This is a genomic window from Empedobacter sp. UBA3239 (assembly GCF_002362875.1).
GTDB lineage: Bacteria > Bacteroidota > Bacteroidia > Flavobacteriales > Weeksellaceae > Empedobacter > Empedobacter falsenii_B.
Genome location: NZ_DEVJ01000020.1, coordinates 25730 through 50787, shown reverse-complemented (window position 1 = coordinate 50787; position 25058 = coordinate 25730). Strand labels below are relative to the sequence as shown.

Here is a 25058-nt window from a genome sequence, read left to right as displayed (position 1 = left end):
AATGAATTTTTAAAACAAAAAAAGGAACTCAAAAAAAGTTCCTATTCAATATTTTTATTCGCTTAATTCTAACCAACGAAATTCTTTTTCTTCTAATTCGTCTACAATTTTTTGTAGTTCATCTCCAATAGTTGCGATTTTGTCGTACCCTAAATTTGGGTCGGAAAGTAAATTCGTTAATTCTTCTTTTTTCGCTTCCAGAAGTGGTAAATCTTTATTAATTTGCTCTAACTCTCTCTGTTCTTTGTAAGATAATTTACGTGGCTTAATATCGTTTACTTTTGGTTTTTCGACTACTTTTATTTCTGTAACAACATCCTCTTCAATTTTCTTTTCAACGATTTCAGGCTTGTTTTTATTCTCGATGTGATATTCTGTATACGTTCCCATATAACGAGAAATTTTTCCTTCGCCTTCAAAAATCATCAATTCATCGACCACTTTATCCATAAAATATCTATCGTGGGAAACAACTAATAAACAACCTTGATATTCTTCTAAGAAACTTTCAAGAACCGTTAAAGTAGGTAAATCTAAATCATTTGTTGGCTCATCAAGAATCAAAAAGTTAGGATTTTTGTACAAAATTGCTAATAATTGCAGACGTTTTTTCTCTCCACCACTCAACTTTGAGATGAATGTATGTTGTTGTTCTGGCGTAAATAAAAACATTTCTAAGAATTTTTCTGCACGCATTTCTTTTCCATTAGAAAGAGGGAAAAAATCTGCAATATCTTTCACAAACTCAATGACACGTTCGTCGCCTTTAAATTCGATTCCATCTTGTTTAAAGTGTCCGATATTTAAGGTTTCTCCACGTTCAATTGTTCCAGAATCAGCTGCTTCAATTCCTTCTAACATCTTAAGGAAAGTTGTTTTACCAACACCATTTTTACCAACTAAACCAATTTTTCCACCACGAGCGAAAATATAAGAGAAATCATCTAAAATTTTCTTTTGACCAAATGCTTTCGAAACATGTTCCATTTCAATGATTTTCTGACCTAATCGAGTCATCACCATTTCTAATTTAACTTTTTGGTCAACAATTTTATGTTTGGCAGCTTTCTCAGTATCATAAAAAGCATCAATTCTCGATTTAGATTTTGTCGTACGCGCTTTTGGTTGACGGCGCATCCATTCAATTTCTTTACGATAAAGGTTTTTCGCTTTGTCAATTGTCGCATTTTGATTTTCGATACGCAATGCTTTATTCGTAATATAAGTTTCGTAATTTCCCGAATGTACATACAATGTTTTGTCCTCCATTTCGAGAATTTTGGTACAAATTGCATCTAAGAAATAACGATCGTGAGTAACCAAAATCAATGTTTTGTTTTCTTTGTTCAAGAAATATTCAAGCCATTCTACCATTTCAATATCCAAATGGTTAGTAGGCTCATCTAAAATCAAAAGAACATATCCAGTTTCGAAACTTAAATCAATCAAAAATTTAGCTAAAGAAATACGTTTGCGCTGACCACCAGAAAGTTTTCCAATTTTTTGATCCAAGAAATCAATTTTCAATTTTGATAAAATTTCCTTGATTGTTGGTTCAACTTTCCATGCATCTAAAACATCCATTTTTCCCATTAAATCAATTAAATCAGGATTTGTTGGATCATTTTCGATCATGTTTTCATATTGACGAACAACATCTAAAACTTCATTCGAATGATTGAAAATATATTCTTCACTTTTTAAATTTTCGTCAAAATCATCACTTTGATCCAACATCAATATTTTTACACCTTTCCCAGGACGAACCTCGCCAGAATCGGCCGTTTCTAAGCCTGCTAAGATTTTTAGTAAAGTAGATTTTCCACTTCCATTTTTTGCAACAAATGCAATTTGATCGCCTTCGTTTACATGAAAATTTACATCTTTAAATAAAGTTCGGATTCCGTATGATTTGGTTAGATTTTCAACTGTAAGAAAATTCATGGTTTATTATCTGTTTTGTAAGTTAAAAAAGATGCTAAATCTTTTCTGTTTCGATTTGTTTCATCGATTGTTTAGCTTTTCTTATTTTAACGATTAGAATAGCCAAAGATAAGGCAAAGCAAATACTTCCTATTACAATTAGATTATTTAAATGTGGTTGAATTAACGCAGGATCGCCTTTTTCTATGAAAAGTATTCGGAATATTTTCAAATAATGTGTTAATGGAATGCAATCTGCAATTGCTTGAATCCATTTTGGCATTTGGCTTAAAGGCCATGTAAATCCACTTAAAATGAAACTTGGTGTTGCAACAACCATCAAAACTTCGGTTGCTTTTAGTTGACTTGGAAGGAGAATGCTGACTAAAAATCCTAAAAAGCAAACGGCTAAAATAAATGCAAGAGAAGAAGTGAAGAATGGCCAGAATTCGGTTTCTAATTTCATGTCATAAAACATTCCGAACCAATAATACAGCATATATATAAATACTGACATAAATAAATAAGGGAAAGTTTTGACGAATAAAATGGTAAATGGATTGGATGATTTTGAGATTAATTCATTAAATGTTCTGTTCTCAAATTCTGAAGCAAATGAAAGTGCTAAACCTAATAATAAAACCTGTTGTAAAACGGTTAATAAAACACCTGGAAGCATAAAATATAAGTAGTTTCCACTTCTGATATTTTGACGAATCATCGTTGATTTGAATGGTTCGTAGCTTTGTGTTGCAATATATTCTGGAACACCTTGTTTTCGAGCTGTTTCTATTGAAATACCAGCTTTCATTGTTGTTAAAACTGTAGTAATTGCGATTGCCGCTGTATTAGAAGTTAACGTATTTGAAGCATCTACAAAATAAGCGATTTCAGGTAATTTTTTTTGTTGTACATCAGACTGAAAGTTTCGAGGAATAACAACCACAACTTCAGCTCCGATTGCTAAAGCTTTATTCTTAGAATCAAATGTTGAAGGTAAAACTTCAGCAACTTTCACCGATTCATTTTCATCTAACATCTGAATAATTTTCTGACTTGTCATCGTATGATCTTCGTCTACAACAATAATTGGTAAATTGGTTACATTTCCTTTTTTATAAACATTTCCGATCAGAACACCATACATAATAGGTGCTCCCAAGAATAAAATTGGTAAAACAGGATTCTTGAAGAAAAGTTTGAATTCTCGTATAATTAAATGAAAAATCGTTTTCATCAGAATTTATTTAGCATTAAGATCCAAAACTACATTTGCTTTTGTCAATAGTTGAGCAGCTTGTTTATAGTCAACAGGAACAACTTTCACTTCATATTGCGATTGTTGTTGATCAATATCAGGATAAGCAGTTGAAATATTAGCATACGAATTAAGCACTTTTATCGAAACAATTTTACCTTTCAAAACCATATTATTTTTATAAGGAACTTTTAAATTGACGATTTGATTTTTTTGCAATTGTCCGATTTTATTCTCAGGAATTGTGAATCTAAAAAATGTAGTTTCTTCCAAAATCCCGTTTGCAATAGAATATCCAGCCAAAGCTAATTCTCCAACTTTTAGATTAATTGTTTCAACCGTCATATCTTGTGGTGCTTTGATGTATCTTTCCGCCTCAGCAACATCTACTTCTTGCAAAGCTCCCAAAGCACGCTCTTTTTGTCCCAAAGCCATTTGTTGTTGCTCTACACGCGCACCATTTTCGGCATCAGCTAATTCCGCTTTTGCAGCTAAATATTGGTTTTTAGCGCCTTGATATTTCGCATAAACTTCATCATAACTTTGTTGTGGAACAAGACTATCTCGAAGCATATTTTTTAGTCTATGATTTGATTTTTCTGCATAATCTAATTGTTCCTTCAAACCAGCAACTTTTGCACGCAATTGTTTCAATTGATTATCTGTTGCACCTTTTTTTGCCATTTCGTATTGAGCTTCGGCAGAATTTACAGCACCTTCTGCTTGACTTTTCTTCGCGTCAACTTCTGGTAATTGTAAGACAAAAAGTGTTTGTCCTTTTTTCACTTCATCACCTTCGTGAACTAATATTTGATCTATTTTTCCTGGGATTTTTGTTACAACGCTAATTTGATCGCGCTCAATTTTACCTTGAAAAATAGTTTGCTCTTCTTTTTTATTTTCCTTGTCAGATGATTTACAACTTGTAAAAAGTATTAATCCGCTTAAAGCAAAAATATAGTATAGTGTATTTTTCATGATTTTAATTTGAGATTTGATTAAATAATTCTCCAGAAGTTTGAAGTAATTCGTAGGTTTTAGAGCGTTGATCCAAGATTTGAGCATAATAACCTAAATTGACTTTGTAATATTCATTTTCGGCAGCCAAACGCTCGGTTACATCTATTAATCCTTCTTGAAATCGTCTTGAAGCGATTTCTAAATTATTTGTTGCAATGGTATTTTGTTGATTATTTACTTTTAATTTTTCAGTAGAAGTTTCGTAATCAATTTTGTTTTTACTTAATAATAAATTCAGTTTTTCTTGGGAATCTTGTAACTTGTTTTCATTTATTAAAATGTCAGTTTTTGCTTGTGCTAATTTATTTTTATGTTGTCCGCCATCCAACAATTCCCATTTTGCGCCAATACCAATCAAAATATTAGGAAACATCGAAAATTGGTTCATTTTCAAATTAACATCACCTAATATATCACCATCTTTTAATTTGAAACGACTTCCCAAAATTGACGTATAATTGGTGTTCACGAATGCAAAAACTTGTGGTAAGTGCGAACCTTTTTCTTTTTGATATAAAAATTCGTAAGCTTTCACAGAGTGTTCAAGTGCTTTCAACTCTTTTTTATTTTCTAAAGTATAGCTTGAAGCAAGAATGTCAATTGGGGTAAGTTCATATTGAATTTGTTGAAGATCTTTTTCAGACAGATGCGTTAAAGTTTCTAATTTTTTGTACAGTAATTGTCGATTACCATTCAGTTCTACTTGTCGAGCTTCTAATTCTAGCATTGCTAATTTTATTTTTTCACGATCGTATGGAATAGCTAAACCATTTTGAATTGCTTTCTGCACTTTAAGATGTTCTTTATCCAATCGTTTTGCAGAATTTGAAATTAATTCTTCTACTTTGACCAATAACATCAATTGATCATAAGTTTGTAAAATATCTTTGGTTATAGTTTCTTTTTCGGCTTCTTTCAAATAATCTAAAGCAGTACTTTTTTCCTGAATAGCATTTAAAGCATTTGGAATTTGTAATCCCGAAAATATAATTTGAGTAGCGTTAACTCCCACAGTAAATAATCCTGCTGAGGTATTGAATCTTTGATTACCCGAAAACAATTCTGTGGACAAAATATCGATTGATTTGGTTGGAATATCGATGATTCCGTTCGAGTTTAGATAACCACCCAGTGCAATTGCAGATAAATTTGGTTGTCGTTTACCTTTTACTTCGTCATATTGGTAATTGTTTTTTTCGACTTCCAGTTGTTTATTTTTTAATTCATAACTTGACTCAATCGCTTTTTCAACAGGCAATCGAAGTTGCGGATCAATCAATTGTTGTGCAAATCCCGAAATAGAAGTCAATAATGGAATAAAAGATAAATATCGAATAATAAGCATCCTATAATTTTTGACTAAAATAACAAAAAATATACCATGAATAAAAGTCAATATTAGAATGTCATTAAAAATAAAAATCCTGAAACTTTTTAAGGGTTCAGGACTTCCAAAAGTTGCCAAAAAAATGGCGCATAGTTCAATGTATTTAATATTTATTATCAATAATATCTAACGTTTCGTTTAATGACTCTTTCATCATTTTCTCTAAATAATCCGTCGTACTTTTATTGATTGTTTCGTCTATATACTTTGTTCCACCAATTGTTTCGCTATATTTTAAAGCATTATTTTTAAGGTCTAAAATATTAATGTAGACGTATGTTTTGGCGATATATTTCTGTTTGTTGGCAGGATCATAATCAAGCCCTGAATTTACATTAATTAAAACTAAATCATCTTGATTAATCGCTTTTTTTAAATCATTAAATTTAACTTGATTTACATTTTCCTTTGTGATTAATTCATTTGGAACTAAGTTTTTATCAAATTTATCAATCATTTGATAATTGTACTTGTTGTCGTTTAATATTTTTTCAGATTTATCACGAATTACTTTTACAATATCAAATTTAGAATTTATTTGTTTAAGCTGATTTTCAATTGATTTTGAATCAATGCTTTGATCTAAATTTTGAGAATTATAATCGAAAAAACCAAGGGAATCTACATTAATCAGAACACCAACTTTATTTACAGGAACATCTAAAGCACTTTCGTAAGTTATCGTATTAAGCGCTAATTCTTTTGGAGCTTCTTTTTTTTGCTCGCAAGATTGGGTAAAAAACAATACCCCAACTATAAAATAAACTAATTTTTTCATACGCTATCCTATTACCTCTTTAAAGATAGTGATTTATAATGTTTTATAATAGATTTATTCCTAATAATTTTCTTCTTCTTCATCGTCAAAAGTTTTGGCAATTTTTTCAATGTTTAAGCTTTTTGCCATTGCATCAAAAATCTCTTTATAAGTACCGTTCATTTTGTACACATCTTCATGAATCCCGTTTTCTACAACTTCGCCTTGTTTCATCACGTACGTATAATCGGCATCGATAATTTGAGAAATACTATGCGAAATAATGATAACTGTTCGATCTTTTTTGATGGCATCCAAACTATTTTTAATCTGTTCCGTGGCAATTGCATCCAAACTTGCAGTAGGTTCGTCCAAGAAAATAATTGGGGGATTTTTTAGAAACATACGTGCTATGGCGATACGTTGCTGTTGACCACCAGATAACAATAAGGCTTTGGATTGATAAGCTTCTGGCAAATCCATAATTTGTTCGTGAATATAAGCACGTTTTGCGGCATCTTCTATTTCTTCGAAAGTTGCGTTTACATTTCCATAACGAATATTTTCTTCAATCGTTCCATTAAAAATGTGATTTTTTTGTAAAACCAATCCAATATTATCGCGTAAAAATTGTGTATCATATTCTTCTAAATCAATTCCGTCAAGTACAATTTTTCCAGAATCAGGTTGATAAAATTTATCTAACAAATTAATCACTGTACTTTTTCCAGCGCCAGACAAACCAACCAAAGCTGTAATTTTATTGGGTTGAATTGTCATGTTGATATTTTTCAAGGCTTTGTAACCATTTGGATAAGAAAAGTCAACATTTTGGATTTCGAATTTACCTTTCAATTTTGTTGGAATATAATTTCCAGATGATTCTTTTTCGTCATCCGCTTTTAAAATAGAAAAGAAACTTTCGGAATAAATCATGGCATCATTCATTTCATCATAAATACGATGCAGTTGACGGATAGGAGCAGAAACGTTGTTGAACAACAAAATATGAAACATAATTGCGCCAATTGTCATTTGTCCGTCCAGAACCAAATATGAAGTTAAAATGATGATAATCACCACGCCAAATTGCTCGATAAAGGATTTTAAACCATCAAAAAAGAAGCTTGTTTTACGTGTTTGCATTTGATTATTCGTCAATTCTTTTTGCAAAGCAAGTTGTTTTTTACCTTCGATATCTTCTCGGTTAAATGATTTAATTACTGTGATTGAATCAATTATGCTGATAATTCCTTGCGATTTTTGTTCACGATAACCTCTTAGGTTACGTCGCCAACCACTCAGCTTTTTAGCTTGTTGTTGTGTAATAATGAAATAAATTGGAACGATACAAACTCCAACCAATCCAACATAAAAATTAGCGTTGAACATCAAAATTAAAGCAACAATTGAGTTCGCAAAAAGAGGTAAAATATCGATAAAAAAGTTTTGAACTAAACGTGTCAAACTTTCAATTCCTCTGTCAATACGAGTTTGAAGCTTTCCTGCTTGATTATCTTGATTTGTATAAAACGCCATTCGGTACGTCAAAATCTTTTCGATAATGGCTTGAGCTAAATCTTGCGAAACAAAAATTCGAAGCTTTTCACCATAATATTTTTGACCAAATGTGATGAATGCATTCAAGATTTCTTTTGTCATCAAAACAATCGAAATAAACGAAATGATTTTCAGACCTTCTTTTAATCCTTTTCCAGCTTCAACCAAACCATTTATAGAATCTACGGTATATTGTAAAATAAGGGCATTTACTTGTGAAGTAAAAGATCCAACTAAGGTTAGGAGCAAAGTTGCGACAACCAAAGAACGATAAGGTTTTACAAATGGACGTAGATTTTTAAACAGCTGGATGATTGTCATTTTTTATTCTTTTAACGGTTGTTCTTTCACAAAAACGTGACCAACTTTTGTAAAATCGTAAGCAATCTCGTATAAATACTCTAACAAATCTTCAATCAGTTCAGAATCATTTTGCAAAGCCTCTGTTTCAATTTCCGTATAAACAACAGTTTTTTCTCTAAACTCTATTGTTTTTGGTAAATTTTCTGTTTCATATTCACCGTAAAGCCGAATGTTTTGTAACAATAATTGCAAAATTTTCTTCATCAATCGAATATGTTCTGAAGTTAAAATAACGGAATTGTTTTTCTTTAAAATTTTAACTAAACCAACTGAATATGAGACAAATGATTGATTGAAAATGGTGAATTTATTCAGTACGTTAGCATTTTCTTGTTTTCCTTTCGGTTCAGAAATTACACGTTGAAAAACTGAATTAATATTTGCCATTGCAATAAAAACATCTTTTCTAGCTAATTTATAATCTGTTGTAGAAACTTCGTTGTCGGCTAATTTTTTAAAAACCAAATAGATAAACTCATAATTTGCAATCAATGCTTTTTGAATATATTCGTTCATATTATTTTTTTCCCAAGTTGGTAAAATCAAATAACTCGAAATAAACGCCATAAATCCTCCAACAAGTGTATCAATAAAACGTTCTTGAATAATATACAATGAATCTTTTTGCGAATAAAAACTAAACGAAATAAGAATATACGCGGTTAAGTAAAATGTACCAATTGCATATTTGTGACGAATAAAAGTGTAGGCCATTAACATGAAAATAAGCATTAAAGCAAATCGAATACTATGTTGAGGAATAATCAATAATATTAAAACCCCAACTAATCCACCGCCAATTGTTCCTTTCAAACGCTGAAAGTTTCGTTTTTTTGTTACGCTAAAACCAGGTTTTAAAATCACTAAAACTGTCATCAAAATCCAGTAACTATGGTAAGTCATCGGAATAATAAACGTGACGCCATAAGCTAATAACATTACAATTGATGCACGAATTGCATGTCTAAAAATTGAAGATTTTAGATTCAGATGATCTTTTAATTTTCGTAAAGAATAATCAACTGTAGGTTCAAAATGTTCGGCATGATCCAGTGGATTTTTCTTTTTTTCTGTGAATGAATCATCATAGAAAAATTTATGGATAAACTCTATTTTATAAACAATTTGCTTTAAATTGATGTAAATTTTAGATAAAACGATTGGTTTTTGTCCTTCTGCATATAATTCTTTGATAGCATCATCAATCTTTTTCAACTCAACTTCAAAGTCAAAAGTAGGTTGTTTAGGACGTTTGTTCGAGTTAATATGATAAGCAATCATTTTAAGCTCATGCGCTAATTTATTCATTAAATTATAGATTTTGCGCATTGCTTTTGTATCACCGTAAACTTCTCGAATTTTCACATAATCGTATTGATTTGCTGTTACATTTTCAAATATATCCACCAAATCAGAAAAAATAAACACAATCGAACGCCCAATTGGTGTCTGGTCTTTTACCAATTTTTTGTTCGAAAAAACTAATTCACGAACTAAACTTTGTTTTTCGTTAATTACAACATGTTCATCGATTAATTTTTTGATAATATCATCGTAATTAGAGTCTTTATCAAACATAGAAGCCTTGATTCGAATGTATTCAGAAATATGAATCATTGTATCAGCTAAGTTTTGCTGCGCCATACGATAAGGACGAAAGGTGCTAATAGCTAGGCTAAAAATAGTGTACCAAGCTGCTCCAGCTGTCACAAAAAGCGCAATATGAAGAGGACTTAACTCATGTCGTAAATCATTCATATTCATTACCATCGACATCATAATGACCATTCCAAGCGCACTTGTACGCTGTCCCCAAACGGTTAACATGTTAGAAAAGAAAACGATAACTGTTAAACAAATACCTAGAAATATTGGGTAACTATTAATCGTTTTGGTGAAATACGAAACAAGGAAAATCAAGAGTACGGAAAGCCACATCAGGTTTCGGCGTTCTTTAAATGGACCAGGTGTATCCGTCATGTGCGCTAAAACTGCACCAAGACTTATTGTTACACCGGCATATAAATCGCCAAACAAGCTGGCTACGATAGGTGGAATGATAATCGCTAAAGAAGTTTTTAAGCCATCTGAAAGTGCTTCTCCGTAGATAAAGTTTTCAATTTTATTGATGATTTTCAAGTGTAATTTTTTAAGGTTGAAAATTGTTGTATAAAATTAACACAACTTTTTTCGAAACCCAACTAAACTCGTGAAGTTTTTAGAATATGAAACCCATCAATGCTTTGTGTAAAAATTAAAGTTGTTGTGCCGCCATCAATAATTTTGAATTTTTTCTTGATAACGTCTATTGGCTGATTATAATTTTTGACCAATAAATTCGCTTTAATCTTTAAAATTTCTTTTTTCGGATTTTTAATTTCTTCTTCAATCAAGTAAATTTTTCCAGGAAAATTCTCTAAAAGTTCATTCGAAGTATACAAATGAGTATTCTGATGAAGTTTAAGAAGATTGAATTTTTCACTTAATAATTTGAAAGCACCAGTTTTTAGAATCGCAACATTTGGTTCGTAAATATAATGTTGAATTCCTCCAAAATTTCCATTCGCACTATATTCTTCTTCAAAATGAAAAGAAAATTCGGATTGATTATTTTCTAAATTAACAGCTTTTATCAAAGGGTTTTTTGTTGAAGAATTTTTATCTAAAATGATTAGAAAATCTTTCACTTCATTTTTTAATGCAACAATGTGTATTTCAGAAATTGAATCAATTTGTTGTAGGGTAGAAGTGATGTCTAATAAAGGCGAAAGCTTGATGATAATTTTCTCTGTTTTTTCGAAAAAAGTTGGAATCCATTCTAAAATATTTGGCTCTAAATTTTCCAAAATAAATTTTCTTCCGCTCGAATTTCTTCTTGCTGGATCGAGATAAATAACATCAAATTTTAAAGTAGGATTTTCTTCAAAAAAAGACTGAAAAGTTCCTGTATAGGTTTCTAAATTTGGCGCTAAAATTTTAGCATTATGTTGTACAATCTCACTCAATTCAGGATTTTGTTCGATGTGATATACTTTGTCAAAATTCTTTGCAAAAGCCATGGTGTCAATTCCAAAACCTGCGGTTAAATCAATCAAATTTTTTCCTTTAACTAAAGTTGATTTATAATTTGCTGTAGCTTCCGAACTTGCTTGTTCCAAATTAATTGAAGGTGGAAAATAAATGTTTTCTGTTGAATAAAGTGTTGGAAATTTATGTTTTGAAACTTGAATTCCTTTCAATTGTTGTGCAATTTCAGCAGAAGAAATTTCTTCAAATAACGATTTTTTCAAACCTATAGATTTGATGTCTTCATGTTCGATTATTTTCAGATAATCTTGAAATTCTTTTGTTAAAATAGTTGGATTCAAAATGTTATTTTTTAGTCATTTTAGTATTTGCTACAATATCACCTAAACGTTGACTTTCTTTGGAGTTATTTATAATTAAAATTCCAATTAATCCACCGAAAATAAAATAATCTATAGGATCGAAAAGATGACGAATAAAAGATTGCGAAAAACTAATTGGTTTTTCTGTTTTAGCATTTACAGGTTGCAAATTTAGGATTAAATGACCTAAAGTTCCATGTAAAATAACTTCAATTACTACAAAATAAACTAGCCAAAAGATAAAAATAGGTAAAGCATTTATTCCGTTTACATTATAACTTCCGTCATTTGCTAAAGCTCCAAACTTATAAATATAAAGCGCTGCAATGATTATAAATAGTGCGTAATCAATAAATCCCGCTATAAATCGTTGAAAAATGTTTTTATTAGATTTCATAATTTTATATAAAACAAAACTTTATTAAACACAAAACTTCAGTATCCATCACAGCTACTGAAGTTTCGATTATATTGTTGAGTTCTTTTAATGAAATTGGCATCCAATTCATGTAAAAACTAATTTTTTTCCTCTTTTTCTGCCAAACGAGTTGGAACAATCGGAACAAAAAGTGCTTGTTTTACCACTTTTTCTTTTGGCGATTTCTCAATCACATCTGCAGGGTTTCTAAATTTGTTTACACCAATTAATTTAATGGTTTGCTCATCGAAATCTTTTTGCTCTTTTTTCGCGCTTGTGTAAATAAAATCTTGAATAGTTTCATTTTGTAAAGCATTTACAAAACCTCCTACATTTTGTATTGTTTTAAACAATTCTAACGCATTTTCAGCCATTTGATTTGTCAAACTTTCGATGTAGAAAGAACCAGCAGCAGGATCAGTAAATTGATTCAAATAAGATTCTTTTTGTAACAATAATTGTTGTTTTGCGGCTAATTCTAATCCAAAATCAGACTCTTTATTAACTTCATCATATGATCCAACAAAGACAGCATCGCTTGATCCGAAGATAGCCGAAGAAGCTTCTATTGTAGAGCGAATAACGTTGTTGTAAATATCTAATTTAGATTTATTGCGATCGGATGTTGAAGTGAAAATAAATGCTTCACTTTCTTTATTATATTGCTCCAAAATCATTTTCCATAAAAAGCGAAATGCTCTTAATTTCGCTACTTCGAAGAAATAATTACTTCCAACAGCGAATTTAAAATAGATTTTGTCCGCAATATCAGCTCCAAAATTTTCTAAATATTCTACTGCATGTGCAAGTGTAATCGCAATTTGTTGAACATGATTTGCTCCAGCATTTTGATAAACATCTCCTTGAATTGAAATTACTTTTTCGAAATTTTTCAATGCCAAAGCTTCTTTCACCAATTCTTTTGATGCTTTTTCTGAATCATTTTGCCAAAGTCCATTCTGTGCCAAATATCCATACATATCTAAATCTAAATATTTCAGATTTGGAAGATTTTCAAGCGATTTTAAATCAGAAGTCTCATCATATTTAATAAATAAATCCAGATAATTAGGAAGTTCTAACGATGAATCAATTTGATTTTGATTAATCAAATATCCATACAAAAAGCTGTAATCTTGGTTTTTATTTCCAGTATATTTCGAAATAATTTTCCAATCTTTTGAGGATTTTGGTAAAGGTTGTACAGCCGAATAATCGACATCATCCTTTGTATATAATGGTTTTACATTTATTTGATCGTTCGTTCCCCAAACTAAAGTTTCATTATATTCTAAACCTTTTAGCTCGACTTGAACTTTATTTTTCCATTCTTTTTCAGAAATAGAATCAAAATTTTCAAATAACTTACTCATTTTCTTTATTTTGTGGCTTCGCAACTTTTTCTTGCTGAATGATAAAAATATCTTCATCATCTTTTTTCAAGAAATGCTTTTCTCTTGCAATCCTTTCAATTTCAGCAGGATTACTATTTAGTTGATTTAATTTTTCAGACTCAGTATCCAAGTGTTCTTGGTAATATTGTTGATCAACTTCTAATAATTTGATTTGTTTATCCAACTCGCGATGTACGAAAAAAGAATTTTGATCGAAAAAAATCATCCAAACAGCAAACGCAACCGTTAGAACAAAGTAACGATTCCAAACAAATTTGAATACACGTGTATCCTTAATTTTTCTTTTCGGTACTTCTGGTGTAAGTTCTTCGTCAAAGATTTCTTCCGATTTTTCTTTCATTATACAGTAGTTTTCGAGTTGAGTTTTTCTTTAATTACAGTTGATAAAACTTTGATTGCGACAGAATTTTTCTTTTTCATATTCGGAATAATAATGTCTGCATAGTTTTTAGATGGTTCTATAAATTGCTGATGCATAGGTTTTAACGTTTTTTGGTAACGCGTTAAAACTTCATCCAAATCGCGCCCACGTTCTTGGATATCACGACGTACACGACGAATTAAACGCTCATCAGAATCTGCATGAACAAAGATTTTTACATCAAATAAATCGCGTAAATCTGGGTCAGTCAATACCAAAATTCCTTCTACAATAATAACCGATTGTGGATGGGTTAAAATCGTTTCTTCCTTGCGACTATGCGTAATAAACGAATAGACAGGTTGTTCTATTGATACGCCATTTTTCAATAAAGCGACATGTTCTTTTAGTAATTCGAAATCAATTGATCTTGGGTGATCAAAATTGATCTTAGAACGTTCATCAAAAGATAATTCAGGATGATCTTTATAATAATTATCTTGAGAAATAACGATAACGCTTTCCGCATTAAGATCTCTTAAAATATTATTTACAACAGTTGTTTTTCCCGAACCTGTTCCTCCTGCAATTCCTATTACTAGCATTTTTGTTTTATTATTTTTTTTAATTTCGTTTGATGTTTCCATTGCAAGAGTTCTCGTAAAATTTCCTTAAAGATAAAATTTTCCTTTCAGAAATTAAAATAAAAAGAAATTGATTCTTGCAAAATTTTAAATGTTGTCGTGAAGAAGTTTTGGTTGATTGATTTTGAGAAAAGAAATAATTATCAATGCATTTAAAAAATGATTGATTTATTATTCGATTATTTAGATGTAGCTCAAACATTTAGGTTTATTTACACAAAAAAAGTACTTTACAGTACTTGGTTTCTCTTAATCGGATGCAAAGGAAAGAAAAAATTATAAAAACTTTATCTTTTTTATCATTATATTTATAAAATCAGAACTATTATAAAATACTAATCTATGAACGATTTAATCTCAATGTCTACTATTTTTTCGTTATTTCTCGGAATAGGATTAGCCGCTGCTGCTGGTTTTCGGATTTTTCTTCCCTTATTTGTACTGAGCTTAGCTGTTAAATTTGGAGGAAGTTTTATTAATCTCGACGAAAGTTGGATGTGGGTTGGGAGTACACCGGCTCTTATAACACTTGGTGTAGCGATGTTAGTAGAAATTGGAGCTTATTATATTCCAATTATTGATAATTTGTTGGATACGATTGCGTTTCCTTTAGCTGGAATTGCAGGAACAATAACGGTTGGAATTACGATGCCAGAAATGAACGAAGTCGCAACTTGGGCTTTGGCGATTATAGCTGGAGGAGGAACTGCGGCTGCGATTAGCGGTACAACTGCGGCTGCAAGAGCTGTTTCGACCACCACAACTGCGGGAGCTGGAAATTTTTTGGTTAATACAGGAGAAACGTTTAGTTCTATTGTATTAAGTATTACAGCAATTGTATTGGCCCCTTTGGCATTTATTTTTGTACTAATTATTTTATATGTGTGTTATAGAGCATATAAAAGTGTCAGAAAAAAAGGTGATCAGCTATTGGCGGAAGAATTGTGAAAGAGTGAAGAATTATATTAATAAAAAAAAGCTAACCAATTCGGTTAGCTTTTTAATTTTTTTCTAAAAAATATTTAATCCCTTTTATATTTTTCTTTGTATGTTTCAAATGCTTGCATCAAATTTTCTTCTATAGCTTTTGGCATTCTGCGCGTAGCCTCAAATTCATTTGATGAAAGTGATTTGAATTCTGAAAGTGTTGGAATTAATTCAATCGAATTAACTAACATTTCAATTTCTGTTTCATATTGACGATTAGCTAATGAATGAAATGTATCATTTCCATAAACAGGAATATATTGTTGTTCAATCAAAAAGCCAGCGTCAGCTTCTGTGTCTACAAAATGAGTTGTAACACCAATCTCTACACCTTTTGTGATTGCCCATTTTAATGAATCTAAACCTCTTGTCAAAGGTAAAAAACCTGGGTGTGTATTGATAATTCTATGATTTTCAACCAATTCATCTGGTAATAATCCTGCACCTGCAATAATTACATATTCAGCTTTATAATCGTTTAATTGATTATTCAACGTTTCAGCAGTTGTTAAATCAAAATTATAACCAAAATTATTACAGTAATCATCTAAATTTACTTGAATCGCTTTACTTGGACGATGTTGATAAATCGGTTTGAACGGATTTTTTCTTTGTAAAAAAGGCAATGCAAAAATTTTTACATTTTGATAACCTTTAGCTTTTAATCCGTGCAAAACATCTTGTGTTTTGCGATGAGGAGTATTGTAAGAAATTACCGCTATTTTTGGTTGAGCTACCATGATTATTTAATCAAATACTTTTTGTGATAATCAACAACATTATCAATTGGCTTTCTAATAATATGACCAACTGTTAAGTGATATTCTGCCGCAACTGAACGAATAACATCTTCGTAAATATGAGCAATTGAACCAATGAAATTTAATTCAGAATGACGAGCTTCTTCATAAGGCATAATTTGGTATTCGATAAATGAAGACATTGCATCATAAATAATTTTCTGAATAAATGGATCATTTTTATGTTCGACAACAAATTTATTGAAAGATGCTAAATATGTGTTTGCAAATTTATTTTGGTACACATTTTTATTTAACTCATCTACAGATAATTTATAATAATCATCAAAAGCTTTGGCTAAATGTGGAGGCATTTTTTTTGTGTAAAAAGCGCGTAATACACGTTTTCCTAAGTCATTTCCAGAACCTTCGTCTCCTAAGATATAAGCTAAAGATTTTGTTTCTTCGCGCATTGTTGTTCCATCGAAATAACAAGAGTTAGAACCTGTTCCTAAGATACAAACCATTGCAGGTTTTCCCATGTAAGTGGCATAACAAGCGGCTAATAAATCATGGTCTATTACAAATTCGGCATTTGTAAAGAAGTTTTGTAAACCTTCTTTAACAACAGCATGCATTGTTTCGCTGGAAGTTCCAGCACCATAAAAAAAGATTTTTGCGAAATCATTTGCAACAGGTGCAAAATCTTCATTTTTTTGTAATTCAGTCGTAATATCTTCTGCTGTTACAAAATACGGATTAAATCCAATTGTACTTGTTCTAAAAACTTCATTAAGGTCGCTATCTAAAATTACCCAATCCGTTTTAGTAGAACCACTATCTGCTATTGCAATCATTTTTTTGTTTTGATATAATTGAAGAGTGCTAAAATAGTATTCTTTTAACAATGCGCATAAGAAAAAGCCTGAAATTTCAGGCTTTTTATATAAAAAAATAATTAATGATCGTGGCTATGGTCAACTATATCGATTTCGATGTATGTTTCGGATTGATTTCCTGCTTTATCAATTAGAATTAATCCTAAATGATATGCACCATCTACAATACCTTCTTGGGGAATTGCAACTTTATAATTGTATGCATATTCCTTTTTACCTGAAGGAATTGCTTCTTCTTTGGTAAATTCCCATTGAGTATTTGTAGAACTCGATGCTTCTTGCGCACTAGCAGAACGATGGTTATGAGTATGTCCATCTCCTGCATAATGAATATCAATTTTTACAGCTCCCAACTCAATATTATCTTTCAAGATAGCTTCAATATTAATCTCGTCACCTAAATGTAGGTGAGCTTCATCTTTTGGAGAAATTAAATTAATTTCTGGTTTTGTTGTATCTAATGAAGAATCATCTGATGAACAAGATGTAATGAATAATGCTGATAATGTTATGAATGAATATTTTAAAATTGAATTTTTCATTGTTTTAATTTTTTTGAATTGAATGTTATTTTTTAAGATTCTGGTTGATTTATTAATAAACAAAATCTTGAGGCGGACCTCGTGTAAAATGATATTCAATTGTAGAAAGTTTAATTTTTTCTACTTGTTCAAAACTTTCTTTTCTGTAAAATTCTTCGTTTTGTTTTCCTTCAATTTTTGGATCATCATGCGTGTCAATAAAGACAGAATAGAATGTAAATTGATTACATTGATGATGAATAATTTCTTTCTTTTGATTCGAAAAATCTTGTGAATGATCGATTAAAGAAAAATGTAATTGATTAAAAATTGGAATCGAAAAAAGAATAATACTAAAGAAAAGTCCAAAAATAGGATGTCTCTTTTTCATGTATCAACTATTTTCCGAACGGAATTCCTAACATAACTTGTATGTTTCGAGCTTGTTCTGGTAATTGCAATGCACGATAAAAACTGGTGTGATTGTAATAGTTTTTATTGAATAAATTAGAAACCTGAATACTTAAATTTGCACTAAAATTATTGAATTTAAGTTTCGTTTTTCCTCCAATTCCAACCAAGAAATAACTTGGTGTAATATCTTCGTTTTGTGCAATTTTATCTTGCTCAAATGTATACTTTCCATTTGCAAAAAAGCTCAAACCTTCTAAGAATGCAATATTTTGATTGATTTTATAATTAATTTGTCCAAATAAATTATTTGAAGGCGTGAAAGGAAGATAATTTCCGAATTTTTTATTTTCCGTAATTTGTCGATTGTATAAATATTCGTACACAAGATTTGCATCAAAATTTTCGTTGATTTTCTTACGAACTTCAAATTCAAAACCAGTCAACAAAGCTTTGCTTTGTGTATATTGATAAATTTGTCCACCATGAGGAAGAATCGAAAATTGTCCCGAAGGTTTTAAGAAAATATAATTGCTGAAATAATATAAATACGGACTTAGCGAAATATTCCAATCATTTTTGTGAAAAACAGATTTGAAATCTACAGCAATTCCTTTTTCTATATCAAGATTTTCGTCACCTCGTTCATGTCTAAAACTACCGTGATGAATTCCGTTAGAACCCAATTCTATAGCGGTTGGTAAACGGAAATTTGTTCCAACATTCAAATTGAAATCCCATAAATCATTTGGTTGAAAAGTTGCACCAATCATTCCGTTTAAATTACTGAAATTACGATCGATTGATTTGCTACGATTTGCATAATAATCTGCAATACCTTCAGAATTTCCTTTTTCAATCAAATAATTGTACAGAAATTCATCAAAATAACCTTCCGATTTGAACGTTGAATAATCGTAACGTAAACCAGCAGTAACTTTCCATGTATTTCCTTTTTTGAATTCTTCAATCAAAAATCCGCTAAAAATATTTCGATCATATTTTGGTAATAAATAATTGTAACCAGCAATATTATTAGCTTGTAATTGCGCTTGTGCACCAATTATTGTTTTGAAATTTTTGCTATGATTATGTTCAAATTTTAATTGAGAATCATACGTTGATAAATTAAAATCTAATTCTAAATCAGGATTTTTTGTTGGAACAGGTTGGTTCGCATAATGTGTGTGAAACGAACTAACTTCTTGGCGACGATTGTTTTGATAACTTGCCAAAAACTTTAAAACGTCTTTAGAATTTAAACGAAACTCATTTTCGGAAATTACTTTAAAATGATTCACTTTTTGATAAGGAAATTCGACATTTCTATAATTTCCATCATCTTGAAGTCTATCTACAGAAGGAATTCCGTGCGAACCAGGAAAGAAACCAATTTTCTGATTAACGTTAGAAACAGTTAAAATTGAACGAAATTTTTCACCAATATAACCTGTTTGTATTTCAGCATTCAAATCTTGTCCAGCCGTATTTTTTACACGTTTATTGTAAATTGGTAAATAACGATTTAGGTAATAAATGCGATCAGTAGTCGTTCTGTAGTCTGCATAATCAGAATATGAACCTTTTATTTTATAGAAAAAATGATCGTTACGAGATTTCAAATTAAATCCAATTCCGTAATTATCATTTATTGATTGATATAAAGTTTTTACTTCTCCAGAAATTGAATGTTTCGCTGGTAAATTGTTATTGTTAATCTTGATAACTCCAGCAATAGCTTCATTTCCGTACTCCAAAGCCGCAGGACCTTTTATCACTTCGACATCTTCAACATTTAGCGCATCAATCTCCAAACCATGATCGGCTCCCCATTGTTGTCCTTCTTGTTTTACACCATTTTCAGCAACAATTAATCGATTGAAACCAAGTCCACGAATAATTGGTTTTGAAGCTGATGATCCAATTCCAGAAGCATTAACACCTGCAATATTTTCAAGTGATTTGGCTAATGATCCTGCATAGTTTTCTTGAATATAAGATTGATCGACACGCTCTACATTAGCTGTTGAAAAATCGTGATGATGCCCTAAAACAGTAACTTCATCTAAATTATATGCTTTGTGAAAAGTAAGTGTAAAAACAAATTTTTGTTGAGAATCAAACGTAATATTTTGAGAAAAAGGTTCGTAACCTTGCTCATCAATTTGAACTTGATAATTTCCTTTGTTTAAATTCTCAATTCTAAATTTTCCTTCGGCATTTGTGTGATATTCTTCGTTGTTGAAGTATACAGTTGCGAAAGGAATTGGTTTTTGATTTTTATCTATAATTTGACCTTCGAAAATGTTTTGTGCAAACACAGTTCCGCACAATAATGTAGCCGCAATACTACATTTTATGTTGATTGACATAAATACAATAATTTAATAACGTTAAAAAAATAAGGTGGTTTTTTCTGAAATTAAATTGCGTAGGGCGGTGCTCGAAGACTTTTTTGAGTAAGTAATACAGCTTGTTTTACACGAGTTGTGTAAAGTGTTTTATCTTTTTGGATAAATGATTGACACCATTCGAATAACTCGATTTCTGAATCATTTTCTATAAAATGTTGATTGAAATGGCAAATTGTACAGCTATGATCGTGTACGTTAGAGAATTTGTCTTTCAACTCTTTGTGCTCTTTATTTAGAGCATGATCCAATATATGCGCAGACTGATACACTGTCATAAACAGTGAAATCGTTAGCATAAGATATTGGATAAATTTTTTCATTCAGTTTACAAAAATAAGATTTTATTTCATTTCTTTCAACTCTTTCATGTTTTGTTGAAGTTTTCTTAAAAATAAAAAATAAATAATTCCATAATAAACCGTTCCTATAATCACAATAAAAGCAACAGCAGTTATTATTGCAATCCAACCATAAACAGCAGCATTATTCGCAATTGGTTGTATATCATTGGCATGTTTTGCCAAATAAATTGATTGACCTAATTCATAATAGAATGGGGAAGAGGAAACAATTAAACTTAAAACAGTAAAAAGAATAAACAAGTTAACCAAACGACGAAATGAAATAATGTTTTTCATCAAATCGACGACAGATTGATTAAGATCTATTTTTTTGAAATAACGATAAGCCATCACCAAAAATCCAAACGTAATCACAATACTAAAAACCGAAGCGATCTCGTAATTGTTAATTGTTTTTTCTTCGACTAATGTTTTGACTTCGTTATTAAAAAAATTTTTTCCTGAAATTAAAACATATAAATTGTAGACAAGAAAAAGGATAAATTCGCAAAAAGTGAATATAAATAACCATTTTATTGTCGTTGATGATTTTTTCTTCAACATTTGAAAAATTTGATTTTGATCAAACTTTTCTTCGTCCTTTATGGAACCCCAAATTGATTTTAAGTCATCTAACTCCATTATTGTTCCATTTTAAACATTATTTCTTTTAATTTTATCTTCACTCTGTTCATCTTTACTCGTGCATTTACTTCCGAAATTCCTAAAGTTTCGGCAATATCTTTGTAAGGTAAGTCTTCCAAAAATAGCAGTACCAATGCACGTTCTACGTCGTTTAATAATCTAATTGCCGCGTATAAAAGTGTGATACGTTCTTCTAAAAATTCGTCTTTGTCGTCTGATGTTAAGTTTAAAAATTGAGCTTCATTAAAATCAGTTTCACTGGATTTTGTTTTTTTTCTAATTAAAGTAATTGCTGTGTTTAAGCTAACACGATACATCCACGTACTAAATTTTGAATCTCCTTTGAAAGAGTCATAAGAGCGCCATAATTGCAAAACTATTTCCTGAAATAAATCGTCATGAGAATCCTTGTCGTCTGTGTAAATACGACAAACTTTATGGATAATTCCCTGATTTTTCTCGACTAATTCAGTAAATATTTTTGCTTTATTATTCAAACTATTATTCTGTTGCTCTTTATTTGTAGTAAAAAAAAGAATAATGTTACAACTAAAAAAATAAAAAATCCTCTTATAGAAATATAAGAGGATTAACCTAACTAACTTAAACCTATGAAAAGTTGTTCTACTTTTCTACTGCAAGTATAGAAATTAATTATTTATTAAGCAATAAAAATTTAGAAAAATTGTTAAAAATGTCTTAATTAACTAAGAATGATTCTAAACTATTGAAATCTGTTAACGAAATGATATAATTCATTGTGATTAGAGCAATGGGATGATTAAATTTGTGGAAATATCTAAAAAATTAAACGAATTGCTTTATGGCAAATGAATCATTACTAAAATCGTCGATTGGTAAGAAGTTCGCGATGGCGCTTTCAGCGTTATTTTTGATCGTGTTCTTGTTACAACATTTCGTGATTAATGCATTATCTGTTATTAATCCGAATGGGTTCAATGAAGTTTCGGCTTTCATGAGTGATAACCCTTTTATCCAATATTTAATGCAGCCTATTTTATTAATTGGTGTTGTATACCACTTTGTAATGGGGTTTGTATTAGAAGCGCAAAACAAGAAAGCGCGTGGACCAGTTGCTTACCAAAAGTATAATGGTGCTGCAAATGCTTCTTGGATGTCAAGAAACATGTTAGTTTCTGGATCTGTAATTTTAATTTTCTTATTATTACACTTGTATGACTTTTGGGTTCCTACAATTACTGATCACTACATTGTTCCAAATCCTGAGTTTGCTCAAGGAAATTACTTTATGGATCACTTAAACCACGTTTTCACATTAGAAGGTGCTTTAAGTTTTGTAAGATTAGTAATTTACATTGTTGCATTTGTATTTTTATCATTACACTTACAACATGGATTTGCATCAGCATTCCAATCTATTGGTGCAAGACACAACAAATACACTCCAGTAATTGTTGCTTTCGGGAAATGGTATTCAATTTTAATTCCAGCAGGTTTCATTATCATCGCTGTTTACCATTTTTTTGTTAAATAATTAAATAATATCAAGAAATGAGTATATTAGATTCAAAATCTCCAGAAGGAGATATCGCACAACAATGGAGCGAACACAAAGCACACCTAAACTTAGTGGCTCCAAATAACCGTGATAAAATTGATGTTATTGTTGTAGGTACTGGTTTAGCTGGTGGTTCTGCAGCTGCTACTTTAGCAGAGTTAGGATATAAAGTAAAAGCTTTCTGTTACCAAGATTCACCTCGTCGTGCACACTCTATTGCTGCACAAGGGGGTATAAACGCTGCTAAAAATTATAAAGGAGATAACGACTCTATCTACCGTTTATTTTACGATACAATCAAAGGTGGTGATTACCGCGCTCGTGAGTCTAACGTTTATCGTTTAGCGGAGGTTTCTGGCAATATTATCGACCAATGTGTAATGCAAGGGGTTCCTTTTGCACGTGATTACGGTGGGTTATTAGATAACCGTTCTTTTGGTGGGGTACAAGTATCTCGTACTTTCTATGCGAAAGGTCAAACAGGACAACAATTATTATTAGGAGCTTATTCAGCAATGAATCAGCAAATCCACTTAGGGCACATCCAAATGTACAACCGTCACGAAATGCTAGACATTGTACTTGTAGATGGTAAAGCTCGCGGTATTATTGCTCGTAATTTAATTACAGGTGAAATCGAAAGACATTCTGCTCACGCAGTAGTTATTGCTACTGGTGGTTACGGAAACGTATATTTCTTATCTTCTAATGCAATGGGTTCTAACGTAACTTCTGCATGGAAAATTCACAAAAAAGGTGCTTATTTTGCTAACCCTTGTTATGTACAAATTCACCCTACTTGTATTCCAATCCACGGAACAAATCAATCTAAATTGACTTTAATGTCTGAATCTTTACGTAACTCTGGTCGAATCTGGGTTCCTAAAAAGAAAGAAGATGCTGAAGCAATTCGTGCTGGTAAGAAAAAAGCTGTTGATATCAAAGAAGAAGACAGAGATTACTACTTAGAAAGACGTTATCCTGCATTTGGTAACTTAGTTCCTCGTGACGTTGCATCTCGTGCTGCAAAAGAGCGTTGTGATGCTGGTTATGGTATTGAAGCAAATGAAACTGGAGAAGGAGTTTACTTAGATTTTACAGATGAGATCAAGAAAAAAGGTCGTGAAGTTGCTTTCGCAAACGGAGATCAAAATCCATCAGATGCTGAAATCGAGAAATTAGGTAAAAAATGGATCGAGGAGAAATATGGTAACTTATTCCAAATGTATTGGAAAATTACAGATGAGAATCCATACGAAAATCCAATGCGTATCTATCCAGCAATTCACTACACAATGGGTGGTGTTTGGGTTGACTACAACTTACAATCAACAATTCCTGGATGTTTCGTAGTAGGAGAAGCTAATTTCTCTGATCACGGAGCTAACCGTTTAGGAGCTTCTGCATTAATGCAAGGTTTAGCAGATGGTTATTTCGTATTACCTTATACAATTGCAGATTATTTATCAGCAGATATTCGTACAGGTAAAATTCCTACAAATACACCAGAATTTGATGAAGCTGAAAAGGCTGTTAAAGACCAAATTCAACATTTCTTAAGCAATAAAGGAACTAAAACTGTAGATAGTTTCCACAAACGTTTAGGAATCATTATGTGGAACAAAGTAGGTATGGCTCGTAATGCTCAAGGTTTAAAAGAAGCGATTACTGAAATTGCTGCTTTACGTGAAGAATTCTACCGTGATGTAAAAGTTCCTGGTGATGCTAACGAAATGAACACTGAGTTAGAGAAAGCTGGACGTGTAGCTGACTTCTTAGAATTAGGACAGTTAATGGCGATTGACGCACTTAACCGTAATGAGTCTTGTGGTGGTCACTTCCGTGAGGAGTATCAAACAGAAGAAGGTGAAGCAATGCGTGATGATGAAAACTATGCTTATGTTGCCGCTTGGGAATATAAAGGTGATGATATCAACACTGAGGTTTTACACAAAGAGGAATTAAATTACAAATATATCGAGCTTAAAACTCGTAGTTATAAATAATAAAATCATTTTGCTTGATAACAAACCTTCAAGCAAAATGTCAAAATATCATATAGAAT

At 31.0% G+C, this 25058-nt stretch carries 23 protein-coding genes; 3 read left to right on the top strand and 20 right to left on the bottom strand.

Annotated elements, in window-relative coordinates; translation table 11 throughout:
- Nucleotides 1–54: 54 nt before the first annotated feature.
- The 12 genes from B4G36_RS03350 to udk all read right to left on the bottom strand — a co-directional run bounded on the left by B4G36_RS03350 (nt 55) and on the right by udk (nt 14498).
- Complete coding sequence (locus B4G36_RS03350) at nt 55–1944, bottom strand: ABC-F family ATP-binding cassette domain-containing protein (protein ID WP_291061997.1); 1890 nt, start codon at nt 1942–1944, stop codon at nt 55–57.
- Nucleotides 1945–1978: 34 nt separating this feature from the next.
- Nucleotides 1979–3160, bottom strand: a complete 1182-nt coding sequence (locus B4G36_RS03345) for an ABC transporter permease (protein WP_291061995.1) — start codon at nt 3158–3160, stop codon at nt 1979–1981.
- Nucleotides 3161–3166: 6 nt separating this feature from the next.
- Nucleotides 3167–4159, bottom strand: a complete 993-nt coding sequence (locus B4G36_RS03340) for an HlyD family secretion protein (protein WP_291049533.1) — start codon at nt 4157–4159, stop codon at nt 3167–3169.
- 4 nt (nt 4160–4163) lie between these two features.
- Nucleotides 4164–5546 (bottom strand): TolC family protein, encoded by a 1383-nt coding sequence (locus tag B4G36_RS03335; protein ID WP_291061993.1) that lies wholly within the window; start codon nt 5544–5546, stop codon nt 4164–4166.
- A gap of 145 nt (nt 5547–5691) precedes the next feature.
- On the bottom strand, nt 5692–6366 hold the full coding sequence (locus B4G36_RS03330) for a hypothetical protein (protein WP_291061991.1): 675 nt from the start codon (nt 6364–6366) through the stop codon (nt 5692–5694).
- A 60-nt stretch (nt 6367–6426) separates the two neighbouring features.
- Nucleotides 6427–8226, bottom strand: coding sequence for an ABC transporter ATP-binding protein (locus B4G36_RS03325; RefSeq protein WP_291049541.1), 1800 nt, complete (start codon nt 8224–8226; stop codon nt 6427–6429).
- Nucleotides 8227–8229: 3 nt separating this feature from the next.
- Nucleotides 8230–10407, bottom strand: a complete 2178-nt coding sequence (locus tag B4G36_RS03320; RefSeq protein ID WP_291061989.1) for an FUSC family membrane protein — start codon at nt 10405–10407, stop codon at nt 8230–8232.
- 62 nt (nt 10408–10469) lie between these two features.
- Nucleotides 10470–11636, bottom strand: coding sequence for an RsmD family RNA methyltransferase (locus tag B4G36_RS03315; RefSeq protein ID WP_291061986.1), 1167 nt, complete (start codon nt 11634–11636; stop codon nt 10470–10472).
- A gap of 4 nt (nt 11637–11640) precedes the next feature.
- Nucleotides 11641–12054: an RDD family protein gene (locus tag B4G36_RS03310; protein WP_291061985.1), complete on the bottom strand. Its 414-nt coding sequence runs from the start codon at nt 12052–12054 to the stop codon at nt 11641–11643.
- 119 nt (nt 12055–12173) lie between these two features.
- Complete coding sequence (locus B4G36_RS03305) at nt 12174–13448, bottom strand: methylmalonyl-CoA mutase family protein (RefSeq protein ID WP_291049553.1); 1275 nt, start codon at nt 13446–13448, stop codon at nt 12174–12176.
- Nucleotides 13441–13830, bottom strand: a complete 390-nt coding sequence (locus B4G36_RS03300; RefSeq protein WP_291061983.1) for an FtsB family cell division protein — start codon at nt 13828–13830, stop codon at nt 13441–13443. The genes B4G36_RS03305 and B4G36_RS03300 overlap by 8 nt, the downstream gene beginning before the upstream one ends.
- Nucleotides 13830–14498, bottom strand: a complete 669-nt coding sequence (gene udk / locus B4G36_RS03295; protein WP_260392473.1) for a uridine kinase — start codon at nt 14496–14498, stop codon at nt 13830–13832. The genes B4G36_RS03300 and udk overlap by 1 nt, the downstream gene beginning before the upstream one ends.
- Nucleotides 14499–14837: 339 nt before the next feature.
- On the opposite strand from udk, the gene B4G36_RS03290 reads away from it, so the two are divergent.
- Nucleotides 14838–15443: a DUF4126 domain-containing protein gene (locus B4G36_RS03290; protein WP_291049560.1), complete on the top strand. Its 606-nt coding sequence runs from the start codon at nt 14838–14840 to the stop codon at nt 15441–15443.
- Nucleotides 15444–15517: 74 nt separating this feature from the next.
- Here the strand turns inward: B4G36_RS03290 and B4G36_RS03285 are convergent, their stop codons facing one another.
- The 8 genes from B4G36_RS03285 to B4G36_RS03250 all read right to left on the bottom strand — a co-directional run bounded on the left by B4G36_RS03285 (nt 15518) and on the right by B4G36_RS03250 (nt 21950).
- Nucleotides 15518–16222 (bottom strand): formyltransferase family protein, encoded by a 705-nt coding sequence (locus B4G36_RS03285; protein ID WP_291061981.1) that lies wholly within the window; start codon nt 16220–16222, stop codon nt 15518–15520.
- Between the two features lie 2 nt (nt 16223–16224).
- The gene (locus B4G36_RS03280) at nt 16225–17079 is read right to left on the bottom strand and encodes a BadF/BadG/BcrA/BcrD ATPase family protein (RefSeq protein WP_221855585.1); all 855 of its coding nucleotides are present in this window, start codon (nt 17077–17079) and stop codon (nt 16225–16227) included.
- Nucleotides 17080–17180: 101 nt separating this feature from the next.
- On the bottom strand, nt 17181–17663 hold the full coding sequence (locus B4G36_RS03275) for a DUF4625 domain-containing protein (protein WP_291061979.1): 483 nt from the start codon (nt 17661–17663) through the stop codon (nt 17181–17183).
- A gap of 52 nt (nt 17664–17715) precedes the next feature.
- A complete protein-coding gene (locus B4G36_RS03270; protein ID WP_291061977.1) occupies nt 17716–18033 on the bottom strand; it encodes a hypothetical protein in 318 nt (105 codons plus the stop codon).
- Nucleotides 18034–18040: 7 nt separating this feature from the next.
- A complete protein-coding gene (locus tag B4G36_RS03265; protein ID WP_291061975.1) occupies nt 18041–20425 on the bottom strand; it encodes a TonB-dependent receptor in 2385 nt (794 codons plus the stop codon).
- Between the two features lie 50 nt (nt 20426–20475).
- The gene (locus tag B4G36_RS03260; RefSeq protein WP_291061973.1) at nt 20476–20742 is read right to left on the bottom strand and encodes a hypothetical protein; all 267 of its coding nucleotides are present in this window, start codon (nt 20740–20742) and stop codon (nt 20476–20478) included.
- 66 nt (nt 20743–20808) lie between these two features.
- Nucleotides 20809–21450 carry a hypothetical protein gene (locus B4G36_RS03255; RefSeq protein WP_291061971.1) on the bottom strand — a complete coding sequence of 214 codons (642 nt, stop codon included), beginning with the start codon at nt 21448–21450 and terminating at the stop codon, nt 20809–20811.
- Entirely contained in the window at nt 21450–21950 is a 501-nt protein-coding gene (locus tag B4G36_RS03250; protein ID WP_291061969.1) for an RNA polymerase sigma factor, read from the bottom strand. Before B4G36_RS03250 ends, B4G36_RS03255 begins: the two co-directional genes overlap by 1 nt.
- 326 nt (nt 21951–22276) lie before the next feature.
- Here B4G36_RS03250 and B4G36_RS03245 point away from each other — a divergent pair, with 326 nt between their 5' ends.
- Together B4G36_RS03245 and B4G36_RS03240 are read left to right on the top strand one after the other, a co-directional pair.
- Entirely contained in the window at nt 22277–22969 is a 693-nt protein-coding gene (locus B4G36_RS03245; RefSeq protein ID WP_286495220.1) for a succinate dehydrogenase cytochrome b subunit, read from the top strand.
- Nucleotides 22970–22986: 17 nt separating this feature from the next.
- A complete protein-coding gene (locus tag B4G36_RS03240) occupies nt 22987–24999 on the top strand; it encodes a fumarate reductase/succinate dehydrogenase flavoprotein subunit (protein ID WP_291061967.1) in 2013 nt (670 codons plus the stop codon).
- Nucleotides 25000–25058: the final 59 nt, after the last annotated feature.

Coding starts and splice junctions, on each gene's coding strand:
- B4G36_RS03325 (WP_291049541.1), bottom strand. CDS start 8,226: ATGACAATCATCCAGCTGTTTAAAAATCTACGTCCATTTGTAAAACCT.
- B4G36_RS03255 (WP_291061971.1), bottom strand. CDS start 21,450: ATGGAGTTAGATGACTTAAAATCAATTTGGGGTTCCATAAAGGACGAA.
- udk (WP_260392473.1), bottom strand. CDS start 14,498: ATGGAAACATCAAACGAAATTAAAAAAAATAATAAAACAAAAATGCTA.
- B4G36_RS03300 (WP_291061983.1), bottom strand. CDS start 13,830: ATGAAAGAAAAATCGGAAGAAATCTTTGACGAAGAACTTACACCAGAA.
- B4G36_RS03330 (WP_291061991.1), bottom strand. CDS start 6,366: ATGAAAAAATTAGTTTATTTTATAGTTGGGGTATTGTTTTTTACCCAA.
- B4G36_RS03245 (WP_286495220.1), top strand. CDS start 22,277: ATGGCAAATGAATCATTACTAAAATCGTCGATTGGTAAGAAGTTCGCG.
- B4G36_RS03265 (WP_291061975.1), bottom strand. CDS start 20,425: ATGTCAATCAACATAAAATGTAGTATTGCGGCTACATTATTGTGCGGA.
- B4G36_RS03275 (WP_291061979.1), bottom strand. CDS start 17,663: ATGAAAAATTCAATTTTAAAATATTCATTCATAACATTATCAGCATTA.
- B4G36_RS03270 (WP_291061977.1), bottom strand. CDS start 18,033: ATGAAAAAGAGACATCCTATTTTTGGACTTTTCTTTAGTATTATTCTT.
- B4G36_RS03290 (WP_291049560.1), top strand. CDS start 14,838: ATGAACGATTTAATCTCAATGTCTACTATTTTTTCGTTATTTCTCGGA.
- B4G36_RS03310 (WP_291061985.1), bottom strand. CDS start 12,054: ATGAAATCTAATAAAAACATTTTTCAACGATTTATAGCGGGATTTATT.
- B4G36_RS03335 (WP_291061993.1), bottom strand. CDS start 5,546: ATGCTTATTATTCGATATTTATCTTTTATTCCATTATTGACTTCTATT.
- B4G36_RS03240 (WP_291061967.1), top strand. CDS start 22,987: ATGAGTATATTAGATTCAAAATCTCCAGAAGGAGATATCGCACAACAA.
- B4G36_RS03350 (WP_291061997.1), bottom strand. CDS start 1,944: ATGAATTTTCTTACAGTTGAAAATCTAACCAAATCATACGGAATCCGA.
- B4G36_RS03340 (WP_291049533.1), bottom strand. CDS start 4,159: ATGAAAAATACACTATACTATATTTTTGCTTTAAGCGGATTAATACTT.
- B4G36_RS03285 (WP_291061981.1), bottom strand. CDS start 16,222: ATGGTAGCTCAACCAAAAATAGCGGTAATTTCTTACAATACTCCTCAT.
- B4G36_RS03345 (WP_291061995.1), bottom strand. CDS start 3,160: ATGAAAACGATTTTTCATTTAATTATACGAGAATTCAAACTTTTCTTC.
- B4G36_RS03260 (WP_291061973.1), bottom strand. CDS start 20,742: ATGACAGTGTATCAGTCTGCGCATATATTGGATCATGCTCTAAATAAA.
- B4G36_RS03305 (WP_291049553.1), bottom strand. CDS start 13,448: ATGAGTAAGTTATTTGAAAATTTTGATTCTATTTCTGAAAAAGAATGG.
- B4G36_RS03280 (WP_221855585.1), bottom strand. CDS start 17,079: ATGATTGCAATAGCAGATAGTGGTTCTACTAAAACGGATTGGGTAATT.